8 protein-coding genes and 1 pseudogene are annotated in these 14,421 nt (G+C 38.9%); all 9 read left to right on the top strand.

The genetic code is table 11. The annotated features are described in order from the left end of the window. Positions 1–40: 40 nt before the first annotated feature. The 9 genes and pseudogenes from ACFIMQ_RS06075 (at position 41) to ACFIMQ_RS06035 (ending at position 14,348) form a co-directional block, all read left to right on the top strand. Positions 41–256 (top strand): antitoxin VbhA family protein, encoded by a 216-nt coding sequence (locus ACFIMQ_RS06075; RefSeq protein WP_375703600.1) that lies wholly within the window; start codon positions 41–43, stop codon positions 254–256. Between the two features lie 10 nt (positions 257–266). Then, positions 267–1,901 carry a BID domain-containing T4SS effector gene (locus ACFIMQ_RS06070; RefSeq protein ID WP_375703599.1) on the top strand — a complete coding sequence of 545 codons (1,635 nt, stop codon included), beginning with the start codon at positions 267–269 and terminating at the stop codon, positions 1,899–1,901. 157 nt (positions 1,902–2,058) lie between these two features. After that, the gene (gene traG / locus ACFIMQ_RS06065) at positions 2,059–3,978 is read left to right on the top strand and encodes a Ti-type conjugative transfer system protein TraG (RefSeq protein ID WP_375703598.1); all 1,920 of its coding nucleotides are present in this window, start codon (positions 2,059–2,061) and stop codon (positions 3,976–3,978) included. 516 nt (positions 3,979–4,494) lie between these two features. Then, the gene (locus ACFIMQ_RS06060; RefSeq protein ID WP_375703597.1) at positions 4,495–6,123 is read left to right on the top strand and encodes a BID domain-containing T4SS effector; all 1,629 of its coding nucleotides are present in this window, start codon (positions 4,495–4,497) and stop codon (positions 6,121–6,123) included. A 248-nt stretch (positions 6,124–6,371) separates the two neighbouring features. Beyond that, positions 6,372–6,554 (top strand): annotated as a pseudogene (locus ACFIMQ_RS06055) (type IV secretory system conjugative DNA transfer family protein); the annotation flags it as partial. A gap of 1,609 nt (positions 6,555–8,163) precedes the next feature. Continuing rightward, a complete protein-coding gene (locus ACFIMQ_RS06050) occupies positions 8,164–9,762 on the top strand; it encodes a BID domain-containing T4SS effector (protein ID WP_375616674.1) in 1,599 nt (532 codons plus the stop codon). Positions 9,763–10,068: 306 nt separating this feature from the next. Next, entirely contained in the window at positions 10,069–11,415 is a 1,347-nt protein-coding gene (locus tag ACFIMQ_RS06045) for a BID domain-containing T4SS effector (RefSeq protein WP_375703596.1), read from the top strand. Between the two features lie 343 nt (positions 11,416–11,758). Then, positions 11,759–12,682, top strand: coding sequence for a BID domain-containing T4SS effector (locus ACFIMQ_RS06040; protein WP_375703595.1), 924 nt, complete (start codon positions 11,759–11,761; stop codon positions 12,680–12,682). A 355-nt stretch (positions 12,683–13,037) separates the two neighbouring features. Beyond that, positions 13,038–14,348, top strand: coding sequence for a BID domain-containing T4SS effector (locus ACFIMQ_RS06035; RefSeq protein ID WP_375616671.1), 1,311 nt, complete (start codon positions 13,038–13,040; stop codon positions 14,346–14,348). Positions 14,349–14,421: the final 73 nt, after the last annotated feature.

Here is a 14,421-nt window from a genome sequence, read left to right as displayed (position 1 = left end):
GCTTTTTTAAAGCAACGATTGCAAATAAGAGAAAGAATGCATGAAAACCAAAGAAACAGAAAATAGAGAAAATCTTTTATCGATGACAGAAGAAGAATTTAAAAAACGCCATGAAGCCGTTGAAGCAGCCATCAGCACTCATGCGATAGAGGGAATAGCGCTTCATCCTACAACACTCAAAATCTTAGAAGAATACGCAAAGGGGAATATTTCACTCGAGGAATTTAACACTCTGATGGACAATGCAAAATTATAAGGAAAGTACAATGCCAAAAGCAAAAGAAAAAACAAAAAATATACAGACAGTTTCTCCCCATCATTATGTCTACCCAAATACCACAACACTCAAAAATAAATATGGAATAAAAGACTTTAAATCCTTTCTGGAGAAATGCTCGCAGGATACAGCAGAAGCGATGGTTAATCTGCGTGAAGCTCCCCTACCAGAAAAATTTGATACCTCCTATCTATGTTCTATTCATCAACATCTATTTAAAAATACCTTTGAATGGGCTGGTCATCTTCGCTATCTTCCCTTTACATTTGAAGATGGTACCACAGCCGCCATGCCCGAAATGAAAAGAACAGGATGGAAAAATCCTTTTGCACTCGGTGATGAAATCCCTGAAGGTTTACAAAAATTAGATCAAACACTTGCCGAAAAAGATAATTTGCAAGGCTTAACGCGTGAGAAATTTAACTCTGAAGCAATAAGCTTATTTAACTTTCTTCACCAACTCCATCCTTTTAGAGGAGGAAATGGACGCACACAACAGGTCTTTTTTGAAAATCTCGCCAAAGCAGCAGGGCATCAGCTTGATTTTTCACTTGTTACAAAAGAACGCATGATGCTCGCCAGTGTTGCTGTAGCAGAAAATGGTGATCTAAAACTAATGGAACATCTATTTGAGGATATCTCTAATCCCAATAAAATACTTCTTTTAAAGGAATTCATGAGCAACATGAAAGAACTTGGGCGCAATGTTAATGATCGTCCCGTTATGGTTGCAAAAGAAGGTGAAACCTATACAGGGATGTATAGAGGTGCTGGTTATGATAGCTTTGCATTCAATGTTAAAGGGGCTTATATCATCGGTAATAAAGAGCATCTCACACAAGAACAACTCAAAACATTAAAACCCGGTGACAAATTTACCTTTACAGTCCCAAAAACAAAAGAGCTTGAAAGCATTCTCATTCCACAAGAAAGATTAGCTCCTTTGACAGAAAATGAAAAAGCCGAAATGATTGCTGAAGATTCTTGCGTCCACACAAGCTTAAAACAGATCCAGAAATTGGCAAAAATTGTTTATGGTAACGAAAAAATATTAGACAAACAGATGGTAGAGATCATCAAAGATCCAAGCTTAGGCCAGCAGCTCGCCAACCAGATTGAAAGAGCACCGTACTCTATTTCTCATCTTGCAGGTTTCAGTTTATGTGGACTACAAAATCAGGCACGCGCAAACGCTAAAAATCATCTTGAGATGCTCTGTACTGCCGTTGCAAATTTTGCCCATGCAGTGAGATATGCTGGGAAGGAAATTACGCAAGAACATGCAACAGAACAGAAGCGCCGTGCAACCACAGTAGAAATGCCAAGTCAAAGCTTGCAAGACCTCTTCACCTTGCCAAAAGAATTACAGCAAGAAGCTTTAGCAAAAAATCCTGCACTACAAAAAGAGCTTACCGACTTTGTAAAAAACATCAATACCCGTCTCTCACAAAATGAACATAAAGCAGTCCAAAATAATGAGTATGAAACACTAGCTCAAAGCATTGGTGTATCAGAAAGTAAAGCTAGGCAAATTACAGAAATTATTAAGCAAACCAAAGAAGTACATCAACGAGCACAAATATGCACAATGCATCGTTTCCAAGCATTTGCTATGGCCTGCTAAGAATAGATAAAACCTTCCTTCTTCATGAGAAGAGCTCATAAACGAAAACTGTTTGGAGCTTTATCTGCACCTTTGCAAAAAAGAGAGAGTGTTAATATCACACGCCTAAAAAAGAACATTTCGCAGCATATTCTGATAGAATTGAAAGTAAAATACAATGAAATATACCAAAACACAAATGGTACTCATTTTAACCCCTATCGCTTTAGGTGCTTTAACGATATTCCTTATCCCTCACTTTTTGTTGTTTATAACAAATGGACTAAAGAGCGATCAAATTTATTGGACTCTTCGTTCAGAACCTTTATTAGTCCTAGCACTAACGGCTACTGTTTCATTGTTTTATAGTCTCTCGCAAAAACTGCACCTGCGTAGAATAATCACTTTTGTCTCCGTTGTCTTTTTTGGAATGACTGCTCTTTACTATATTGGTGGTGAAATAAAACGCTTAAGTCCCTATGTTGGACAACAAGGAATAACGTGGAGCTACGCTCTTCAATTTATGGATCCCATGGTTGTCTTTGGCATCATCATTGGTGTTTTTTTGTCCCTCATTCAATTCATAACAACCTCTCCACCTAAAAATAGGGTCAAGCGTGCAAAAAAAGGTGTTTTTGGTGAAGCATCATGGATGAATTTAAGAGAGGCAGCAAAAATCTTTCCTGCCAATGGGCAAATTGTTGTGGGTGAAAGATACCGCGTTGATCAAGATAATGTGTGCAAAGTTCCCTTTGCACCTGGCAATAAAACAACATGGGGAAAGGGTGGAACAGCCCCTTTGTTGACCTTTAATCTTGATTTTGGTTCAACCCATATGATCTTTTTTGCTGGTTCTGGTGGCTATAAAACCACAAGTACAGTAGTTCCCACGTGTTTAACCTATCCAGGGTCTGTTATTTGTCTTGATCCTTCAACAGAAGTTGCCCCAATGGTCAAATTTGCGCGTCAAAAAATGGGAAATAGAAATGTTATTGTTCTCGATCCCAATTCATTGTTAACAAAAAATTTTAATGTTATCGACTGGCTTTTAGATGATAGTGTACCACGCACACAACGTGAAGCAAATATTGTTAGCTTTTCCAAATTGCTTCTCACAGATAAAAAATCAGACAATTCTTCAGCGGAATATTTCTCGACACAAGCCCATAATCTTTTAACCGCTCTTCTTGCCCATGTCATATTTTCTGACGAATATGAAGACAGCGAGCGCAATTTAAAAACATTGCGTGGAATTCTCTCTCAATCAGAAACAGCTGTTGTTAATCAATTGCGCATGATTCAAGAAACAACACCTTCTCCTTTTATTCGTGAAATGGTGGGTATTTTTACAGAAATGGCAGAGCAAACCTTTTCAGGAGTCTATACAACCGCCTCAAAAGACACCCAATGGCTTTCTTTATCCAATTATGCAGATCTTGTTTGCGGAGATGATTTTTTTTCCTCAGATATTGCCAATGGCAATACAGATGTTTTTCTCAATCTCCCCGCAAGCATTTTAAACAGTTATCCAGCTATTGGACGTGTGATTATTGGCGCCTTTCTCAATGCCATGGTTACAGCAGACGGTAACTATAAAAAGCGTGTTTTATTCGTCTTAGATGAAGTTGATCTTCTAGGCTATATGAATATTTTAGAAGAAGCCCGCGATCGTGGACGTAAATACGGCACATCCTTAATGCTCTTTTATCAATCCACGGGTCAGTTGGTCAATCACTTTGGCGAAGCAGGAGCACGTTCATGGTTTGAAAGCTGCTCCTTTGTCAGTTATGCGGCCATTAAAGACCTTCAAACAGCTAAAGACATTTCAGAACGCTGTGGTCAAATGACCGTTGAAGTCACCGGAACGAGCAAATCAAGAGGTTTATCTTTAGGAAAAAGTTCTTACAACATCAATTACCAACAAAGAGCTCTCATTTTACCCCATGAGGTAATTCAAGAAATGCGTCAAGATGAACAAATTATTCTTATGCAAGGACAACCCCCTTTGCGATGTGGACGCGCCATCTATTTCAGAAGAAAAGAAATGTTAGCCGCAGCTGCAAAAAACCGTTTTGCCCCAAAAGCACAGAAAAACTAAAAATCACCCTCTAATGGAGGCCATGCATCAAAACAAAAACATCAAAGGATAAAAGCAGAGATTCTATCTCATAAAAGCCTATAAAGAAGGGATTCCCGCTTGATACAACAAGAAAAATATGGGGAAAAGTCTTTGAATGATGGTATTATGCCTGTGCTTACCAATGCCAATTTTCTTTATAAAGCACTCTCCTCATCTCCAAATAATAAATACCAATCATATCTATGCCTTGAGAATCCTATCAAGAAACTTTTGAAGGCACCGCTTTTATAGGGAAATTTTTCTACAAAAAAATTAAAAGACAATATGCATGAAAACAACCCAAATGAACCATTCTCTCTCAGTAAAAGAAAAAAGTGCCAAGATAAAGATTGATACACTCAAAAACACCTACGAATTTGAGGGGGTTTTTCCTCACCCAAGTCTCAACATCTCAAAACAATATGCGTGGGGGATTTTCAAACAAAAAGTTTAACACACTCTCATAGACAATGTAACATTATAAGGAATGTAACAATGCCAAAAGCAAAAGAAAAAACAAAAGGAATTCCCTCACCCCATAATTATATCTATCTTGGTACCCAAATTCTCAAAAATAGATATGGAGAAACAGATTTAAAACGCTTTCTGGAAAAATGCTCACATGATAGGCAAACAGCCATGATCAATCTGCGTGCAGAACCCCTGCCAGAATATTTTAATTCAACTTATCTATGCCATATCCACCAACAATTGTTTAAAAATACCTTTGTATGGGCTGGACATCTGCGCCATATCCCCTTCGCATTTACAGACGATAGCATTGCCGCCATGCCAGAAATGAAAAGAATGGAATGGGGCAATAATTTTGCAACCGGTGAAGAAATCCCTGAACTCTTACAAAAATTAGATCAAACGCTTGCCGAAAAAGACAATTTGCAAGGCTTAACACGCGAAGAATTTGTCAAGGAAGCAACGAGTCTATTTTATTCTCTTCACAAAATCCACCCATTCATAGATGGCAATGAGCACACAGAACAAGTCTTTTTTGAAAATCTTGCCAAAGCGGCAGGACATCAGCTTGACTTTTCGCTTGTCACACAAAAACGTATGATGGCTGCCTGTAGCGAAGCAATGCAATATAGCAATACACAACTGTTGAAAGATCTTTTTGAGGATATCTCCAATCCCCCCAAAATACGTCTTTTAAAAGAATTTATGGACCATATAAACAATACGGGACGCAAGGTGGATGATCGCCTTGTTATAGCAACAAAGGCAGGAGAAACCTATATAGGAACTTATAAAGGTTGTTATTCAGAAGGTTTTATACTCGATGTGCAAGGAACTTACATCATTGGTAGCAAAGATGATCTCACACCAGAACGATTAAAAACACTAAAACCTGGTGATATCATTACCTTTACCGCCCCCAACAGCAAAGAGCTTGAAAACACGCTTATTCCAAAAGAAACATTAGCGCCTCTCACAAAAAGTGAATGTGCCAAAACAGTTGCGCTAGATAGTTACGTTCTCAAAGCTCAAAAGCAAGTCCGAGCTTACGCAAAAACTGTTTATGGTGACGCAAACGTATTAAACGAACAGATAGAAGAGATTATTAAAAATCCAGAATTAGGCAGACAGTTTGCTAATCAGATTAAACAGGCACCGCACTCTGTTTCTCCTCTTGCAGGTTTTAGTATATGCGGTCTACAAAATCCGGCACGTGTACACGCTCGAAATTATCTTGATGTGCTCTCTCTTGCAATTGAGAATTATGTGTATACTGTAGAAGCTACCTATAATATAGTCACTCGAGACCATAAACTTAAACAAGAACGCCTTGGAAAAGCGGTAGAGAATCCCAGTCAAAACTTGCAAAATATTTTTGCTTTATCACCGGAAAAACAAAGAGAAATCTTGTCTCAATCTCCTCAATTACACCAAGAGCTCCGTACTTTTATAAACAGTTTAGAACATCGTCTCTCATCAAACGAATGTAGTGCGATCACAAACAAAGATTATGAAACACTTGCACAAAGTATTGGTATATCAGAACAGAAAGCACGAGAAATTACCGACATTGTTCAAAAAGCAAGGAACGCTCATAGCCAATTCTACACACGCACACAAAATCGTTCAAATACCCTTGCTATGACCAACTAAAAAATATGAAACTTTGTTTTTTTGATTTAAACACCTATGTGGAAGAGATATTTTAATATTCTTATCATACATGCAAAAAATAGACTACTTAAGCGCCCTACCACCAATTTTGCACATAGCATATACACCATATCCAAAGCAATTGGACAGGATAATTGTTAATTCCTTTTAAATGTCATGATTACTACTGACGAAAGCTGCAAAAGCCTATTTTATTTGTCTTAGATGGAGTCGATTTTCGTGGTTATATGAATATTTTAAAAAGAGCACTCATTTTACCCCACGAAGTTATTCGAGAAATGCGTCAAGATGAACAAATTATTCTGATGCAAGGCTCCCCTTCGCGATGTGGTCGCGCCATCTATTTCAGAAGAAAAGAAATGTTAGCCGCTGCTACAAAAAACCGTTTTGCCCCACAAAAGAAAAACTAACCTCCATGATGAGATATTGATGAAAAATAACAACAAAAAGGTATACATCCCTGTTTTTTTAAGCCTGTGAACGAAACAACTCCGTTCACATATAAGAAAAACAGGATCAAAAAATCCATGATTTTTTCTTTTGTATTTTGTGCATCATTTACCAGCAACCATGATTTTTAAGAAATCTCTATAAAAAACGTCCATACACCCAACCAATAGCGACACCAATATCCCCCAAAAAGGAACACATTCCTACAAAGGATTTTCATATATAATTTAGAAAATACATTGATTCATAATGATAATTTATATTTTCATGTTGAATGAGAGACCAAATAGCGTAAGATTTTCTCATTTCAAATCTGCTCCACGTTAACTCAATCACAACCCTATTACTTCGCATGTCACAAACGGGGCCCCCAAGTGAAGTGGAACTGTACAAGAAAGGCATGCCTTTTCATAAATCGCCTCAATACCCAAGGGGTGGTCCGCAATATTTTAGCGCTGGCATAAAGTGTGTGATGGTACCAGCTTCTTTATGAAGCGTAAAAATGGGAGCGCTCAATAGATTTTATACGCTTTATGGGGACTTTACCCCATCGCCAAATGGGTGTGTTAAAAGATGTATCTTTAAAATAATCCTGTAAAGATGCAACACAATGGTGTTCTTATTTTACGTAAAAAAACGTGCCTCCATTAAAGAATATAATAAACAAAAGATTTGCCTTTGAAACAAGCAACTCTCAAAATCCCCACACGATAAACATTGGTTCCCCCCAAAAAAACATCCAAGATATACACTAAAATGAATAAAACATTCTTAGACAAAGTTTTTCCCCTTTACGATGCCATCATGTGTTCTATCTTAACAACCAAGCGCTGAAAAAACACCTTTTTTCCTAGCCAAAAGAAAGTTTTTTTTCCTCTTATGGATCTTAAAGCAGCGCGACACAATTAAAAGCAACAACACAAAGTAAAAAACATTTTGTTGTAAACCTACACAGACAAGATGTCCACACACACCAGTAAGAAAAACATAATGGAGAAAAATTCTTGATAACTGCTTTTATCTATAGACTTCCTAACCTAAACACTATGTATGAAAAGTCCCCAAACCATCCAATAACCAAGAGCAATCTTCTCCGTCACATCCACGTCCTTCATCAAAGTGCTCTTGCAAACAACTTTGCTAAAGGCAAAACAGCGAAAATATTAAGCAACATTTTTCTTTTTGACCTCTTCCCCTCCACCTCAAAGGATAAAGATTTCACCCAAAATTGATTTATAAAAAATCTATCTTTTGCCCCCTCATAGGTTTCATATCACCGTCTTAAATATCGATATTTTACAGCACAACAGAATAATAAATAAAAGGAAACATCATAGAAGCTAAAATAAATAAAAAAGAATAGGCATGAAAACAATCGCCATAGAACATTATGTATCTATCAAACCAAAAGCCTCTCAAAAGAGTTGATACAACTATCCGCACACTTGAGGGAAAAGTGTTCCCTCTCATAACACCCAAAATCTCAAAAGAATATGCGAAGGGGAATTTTTCACATACAGCGTTTAAGGCGCTTATCAACCACGACCTTACCTACTTAGGAGAGATTACATGTTAGAGCAAAATTATCTATATAAAGGAACCAAAACACTCAAAAATAAATATGGCATCAAAGACCCTAAAAAACTGTATGAACGCAGTACCCATGACATCGCTAAAGAAGCCGTCAATTTTCGTCATGAACCGCTCCCACAAAAATTTGATTTCACTTATTTAAAATTAATCCATTGGAGCCTCTTCCACGAAACTTTTGAATGGGCGGGCCACACCCGCGATACATTTTTTACATTTGAAGATGGCACCACTGCCCATATGCCGGCGATGCGTCCCAAAGGTTATGAAGCTCCTTTTGCTATCGGTCCACAGATTAAAAAAGAACTCACACAACTCGAAAAAACACTTAATGAGAAGAACAATTTAAAAGGTTTATCGCGTCAAGAATTTGCTGAAAATGCCGCTGAAGTTTTTATGGCGCTCGAGCACGCGCATCCTTTCAGAAAAGGCAATGGACGTGTCAATAGAATGTTTATGGAAAAACTTGGACAAGCAGCAGGACATACCATTGACTTTTCTTTCATCACAAAGGGACGCATGACAACAGCTTGTATTGAAGCTATGCAATATGGCAATTCCCAACCGATGAAAGATCTTTTTGAAGATATCACCCATCCACAAAAAGCCCTTGTTTTAAAAGAATTCATCTCCCAGATGAGAGAAGCTGGACTGGATGAAATTAACAATCGTATTGTCGTTGCTGCAAAAGAAGGGATTCCCTATGAAGGCGTCTTTAGAGGTTTTTCAGCAGAAGGTTTTGTCATGGAAGTAGAGGGAGCTTTCGTCGTCGGACACAAAGATGATCTTCCCCCAGAACAAGTCAAAACATTACAAAACGGCGCTCGCCTCTGCTTTCAAAAAACCAACATTCAAAACTTAAAAGAAATACTGATCCCAAAAGAAACATTAGCCCCTCTTACCCATGAAGAGTTATTTAAAAGGATTTCAAATGACGCTTATGTTGAAGGAAGCCGAAAAGAAATCGAAAATTTATCAAAGCTCGTTTATGGTAAAACCCACGCCTTAAATACAAAAATGGATATCTTAACGGCTAATCCAAGCTTAGGAAATCAGTTTGCTGATGAAGTTTTACAAAACCCTCAATCAATTTCTAAACTTGCAGGGGGTAAAATACTTGGTATGAAAAATTCAAATCGCAGACAAGCCGAACAAGCTGTTCCACAACTCAGCCAAGCCCTTAAAAATTATGGCGCAATAACACAACAAACAAAAGAAGAAATTTTAGAGCAACATCAAAGAGAACAAAATCGCCTGAGCCACACCGTCGAAAAACCTGGAAAAAATTTACAAAACCTTTTTGCCTTACCAGAAGAACAACAAAGGGAAGCTTTATTGCATTCTCGTTCACTGCGACAAGAACTCCATACCTTTTCACGCCAACTACACAATCGTCTATCCTCAGAAGATCGTAAAGCTATACACGAAAAAGATCATACAAGACTGGCGTGCCTCCTTGGTACATCGGAAAGCAAAGCAAAAGAAATTGCCCACACTGTAAAGAACACCCAAGAAGCACAATGTCAAGCCCGCAGCTTGAAAGTTAGTCGTTCCTCATCGCTTGCTCTTACTGGATAAAAACGCGTGAACTTTTGCCTTCCAACAGAACTCTTTAAGCTAATCATTTTATCTCCATTGCGTCTACCAATTGTTTTAGAATATTACAAAAAATAGTCCTAAAAATAGATCCGGTAATTTACTATAACTTACTGATAAAATTTCATAAAAAAACTGTATAAAAGACATAAATGTCCATTAGGCTGGTTGTGAATAGCGCAGATCTTTGGAGATCATTCAATTTGATATCTTACTTGTGTCTTGAAGTTATCAAAAAGTGGGAAATGCGCCAAAGAGGTTTTCTAAAAATATTGAAAGGAAACAGCCATGAAAAAAAGTCACCCACAACCAGCTCCCCAGAACCCAGCCCCCCAGAAACGAGAAGCTCTCTACGCAAATCTCAGTGGAAGCGGAAATGGTTCACAAGGGCCCTTACAACAAGAAGCATCTCCTTACAACAAACCGAGAGGGAAAACAAATGAGCAAAAAAATTCCCCCTACAATACACAAAAAGAAAGTGCATATGAGACGCCCTCTTCTCCACAACCACTAGGAACTATCTATGCTCCCCAATACCCATTAGGAGCTACCCGTGCAGCGGTTGGTAGGGGTCCGCGTGATCCTTCTCCAGAAAACCCCTCAAATCCCTATGCAGTCGTTAATCTAGCGTCGGGTGAAACAGAGTTCCAAGAACGAATAAACTCCCTCTACAACTCACCAAGCGGAAGCTCTCAGGATGTGCGATTTTCCCAAGAACCAGAACATCTCTATGCAGAGCCTGATTTTAGCGAAAATAGTGGACGCTCTCCCCATAAACCTCTAGAATCTGTCTATGCAAAACTTGGCATGGGCGCTGAAGGCGGGCAAGAACCTCAAAAACCAGAACATCTCTATGCAGAACCTGATTTTAGCGAAAATAGTGGACGCTCTCCCCATAAACCTCTAGAATCTGTCTATGCAAAACTTGGCATGGGCGCTGAAGGCGGGCAAGAACCTCAAGAACCAGAACATCTCTATGCAGAACCTGATTTTAGCGAAAATGGTGGGCGCTCTCCCCATAAACCTCTAGAATCTGTCGATGCAAAACTTGGCATGGAGACTGAAGGCGGGCAAGAATCCCAACAACGAGAAAATCCCACCTACCAAGGCGTTGGAAGAGCAGCAACACCTCCTCCAAGAACCTCAAAAGATGTGATTACAACAAAGCTTTTACAAAGCAGAGAATTTCAATATGGTGTAAGAGAAACCCAAGAATGGTGCGCTGTTGTTTATGGTAACCCACATGCCTTGAATAAACAATTTGCTCAGATTCTTGAAGATCCCCCAAATGCAGAAAAAGTCTTATGGGACCTTTTAGAACATCCTGAAAGCCCTGCTAAACTCGCTGGTCGGCAAGTGCTTGGCGTAAAAAGCTCCGATCGCAAAGCAGCTGAAGATGGTTTTTCTCCCCTTTGCTCAGCTCTTGAAAGACATATTTATAACGCACAAAAGCTCCATAAACAGTTTACACGTGAACAGGAAAGAGATCAAAGACAAGAAAGTCCAGAAAGAGACGCAGGACACAAACGTCATCACCATCATCGTCGTCACGCAAGAGGACAAAACCGGGAGAGTCCAGAACACAGCCCTCAACGACAAAAACATGGAGAAAAAGGATTTTCTTATGCCATGTAAGGAGGCATAAACATAAAAACAGATAGTTTTTGTTTTTCACGTAATCTCTTTTTCATAGAGTTTCTTGGTGTAAATCATTTTATCGTGGTTGCGCCAAGAGTTGTTTTAGAATGTTACATAAAATATGTCCTAAAAATGGATTCTGTAATTTATCATAACTTATTGATAAGATTTCATAAAAAAACTGTATAAAAGACATAAATCTTCATTACATATCAATATGAATAGCGCAAAATCTTTGGAGGTCATTCGGTTGGATATCTTCCTTTATATAAAAGTTATCAAAACTAAAAGTGGGGAATGCACCAAAGAGGTTTTCTAAAAATATTGAAAGGAAACAGCCATGAAAAAAAGTCACCCACACCCCCAGAGCACAGAGCCCCTCTATGCACAAGTTAATAAACCAACCAGAGGAAACCAGCGCGGACCAACCCCAGAAGAGGAAGTTCTATACGCAACAGTTGGCAGCGTTACCCCTTCTTCAAGAGGTAAACATCAAAGGAAAGAAGATCCTGAAACTGACTATACAACGGTTGCTTCTCCAAGACACGAAGCTGATGTTCTATACGCATCAGTTAGCAGCGTTACCCCTTCTTCAAGAGGTAAACATCAAAGGAAAGAAGATCCTGAAACTGACTATACAACGGTTGCTTCTCCAAGACACGAAGCTGATGTTCTATACGCATCAGTTAGCAGCGTTACCCCTTCTTCAAGAGGTAAACATCAAAGGAAAGAAGATCCTGAAACTGACTATACAACGGTTGCTCCACAACAAAGAGGAAGATCTTCATCTTCCCTCACAACTGAGCAAATAACTGTCATGCTTTTAAAAAATCCACAAGTTCAAGCACGTGTAGAAGAGGTTGTGCATTGGGGGAAGGTCGTTTATGGCAGTGATACGATTTTCCAGAAGCACTTACAAGACATACTTACAGATCCCAGTAAAGGAAAAGATCTTTCAAATCAACTTGCTGAAAGTCCTGAATCTATACATAAGCTCGCTGGCCATTCCGCACTTGGCATAAAAAGTCAAGCACGCAAAGCAGCTGAAGACGGTTTTAAACCGCTCATTGACGCCATTGATAGTTATACAAGAGCTGTAGAAAACGCAAAGGAACAGCTATTGCAAACTCCTCTAGCGGAACAAAGACGCCAGCATCACCATCATCATCATCGTCATCACGAAAGAGGACAAGAACAAAATAGTCCAGAGCACAGCCCTCAACGACAAAAACATGGAGAAAAAGGATTTTCTTATGCCATGTAAGGAGGCATAGGCATAAAAACAGATAGTTTTTGTTTTTCATGTAATCTTTTTTTCATAGAATTTCTTGGCGCAAATCGTTTCGTTGCGATTGCGCCAAGAATTGTTTTAGAATGTTACAAAAAATGATCCTAAAATAGTCCTAAAAATGGACTCTGTAATTTACGATAACTTATTGATAAAATTTCATAAAAAAACTGTATAAAAGACATAAATCTCCATTAGGCTGGTTGTGAATAGCGCAGATCTTTGGAGCTCATTCAGCTCAATATTTTCTTTTGTCTCAAAGCGATCCAAGCATAAAAGGCAAGAATGCTCCGAAAAAGTTTTCTAAAACAATTCTTGAAAGGAAATATGCATGAAAAAAAACCATCCTCATCCTTTTCTATCCTCTTCAATACAAGAACTTATAAAGCTTTATGAACAAGCGGCGGCAGAAGTCTCTGGTCCAGCCCCCCTCCCTAAAGAAGCTCCTTCAAAAAACAAAAGGCTGTCAACGATACTGGAAAAAGATGAGGAAAGACAATCTCTTTTAAGAGAAGAAACTGTTACGGAAGAAATTGCACAAGCATCCGTTAGAATGACACATTCAACAATACCTCTCACAAGAAGTAGCTCGACCAAAAGACCGCAAGAAGCTGAAACGACACACGCAACAGTTCCTCCACAAGTTGCTTCACAAAAGGCAACTATAATCCTCTCAGAAGAAGAAATCACTAAATTTCTTCCACACAATTCATTGGTTCGAGCATATCAAGAAGAAATCCAACGTTTATCCGCAAATGCCTACGGCAACCCAAACATTTTGCAAGAAAAAATGCAGGAAATTCAAAAAAATCCCGCTGCAGGAGAGGAGCTCTCATGGCGCATGGCAGCCCATCCTGAAAGTATAGCTAAACTTTCCGGTACCAGCATGTTGGGCTTCAAAAATCGAACGCGTAGACAAGCGGAAGAGAGTTACTCCGCCCTATGTGTCACCATTGATTGTTATACAGAAGCTGTAAAACAGGCAAGAGAAAGCCTAGTACAATCTCCAGAGAAAGAACTCAAAAACTATGAACGCTTTATGGAGAAGGAAGCCGTCGCTGAACTTCTAAAAAAACAGGATCGTTCCCAAAGAGAAGAAGAAAGCCTTTCAGAAGTAGAAATTTCTACCCAAATTCACCAACATTCAAAAGTCAAAAGATACCATGCCCAAATCCAATATTGGTGTAAAGTTGTTTTTGGGAACGAAAACATTTTACAATCACATGTGGAAATGCTTTTCCAAAACCCTGAAACAATAGAACAGCTGGCACAGCAACTTGCCGGAAATCCTCAGTCTTTTAACAAATACACTGGTCACAACTTTTGTGGTTTTAAAAATCAAGCACGCAGACATGCTGAAGCGGGTCTTTCTCACCTCATTGACGCCACTGACAATTATGCAACAGCTGTAACACAAGTAAGAGAGAGCCTTTCAAAAATTCAGAAGACAAAACAAGAACGCCATGAAACATCTGAGAGAGCGCAAAATTTGCATCAACAACAAAGCGTCTCACAGTCTGCTCAACGCCTTGAGCCTTCAACAGTAACGCATGAAAGAACAACACCCTCTACTCAACAAAGAGAAACAGATTTTCGTCCTCGCAAAACTGCCGCCCCAAAAGCGATGGCTTTTGCCAGCTAAACAGACATAAGTTTTCACGTTGAATCCAACGTATTGGCGCAGTCATGGGAGGGGTTATTTGCGCTAAGAGAGA

The organism is Bartonella sp. AD13SXNS (genome assembly GCF_042196465.1).
In the GTDB taxonomy this organism is placed as follows: Bacteria; Pseudomonadota; Alphaproteobacteria; order Rhizobiales; family Rhizobiaceae; genus Bartonella.
This window is presented reverse-complemented; position numbering and strand designations above follow the sequence as displayed.

What these genes read in the sequence shown, in the direction of transcription:
- ACFIMQ_RS06075 (WP_375703600.1), top strand. Translation starts at nt 41, where the DNA reads ATGAAAACCAAAGAAACAGAAAATAGAGAAAATCTTTTATCGATGACA.
- ACFIMQ_RS06070 (WP_375703599.1), top strand. Translation starts at nt 267, where the DNA reads ATGCCAAAAGCAAAAGAAAAAACAAAAAATATACAGACAGTTTCTCCC.
- traG (WP_375703598.1), top strand. Translation starts at nt 2,059, where the DNA reads ATGAAATATACCAAAACACAAATGGTACTCATTTTAACCCCTATCGCT.
- ACFIMQ_RS06060 (WP_375703597.1), top strand. Translation starts at nt 4,495, where the DNA reads ATGCCAAAAGCAAAAGAAAAAACAAAAGGAATTCCCTCACCCCATAAT.
- ACFIMQ_RS06050 (WP_375616674.1), top strand. Translation starts at nt 8,164, where the DNA reads ATGTTAGAGCAAAATTATCTATATAAAGGAACCAAAACACTCAAAAAT.
- ACFIMQ_RS06045 (WP_375703596.1), top strand. Translation starts at nt 10,069, where the DNA reads ATGAAAAAAAGTCACCCACAACCAGCTCCCCAGAACCCAGCCCCCCAG.
- ACFIMQ_RS06040 (WP_375703595.1), top strand. Translation starts at nt 11,759, where the DNA reads ATGAAAAAAAGTCACCCACACCCCCAGAGCACAGAGCCCCTCTATGCA.
- ACFIMQ_RS06035 (WP_375616671.1), top strand. Translation starts at nt 13,038, where the DNA reads ATGAAAAAAAACCATCCTCATCCTTTTCTATCCTCTTCAATACAAGAA.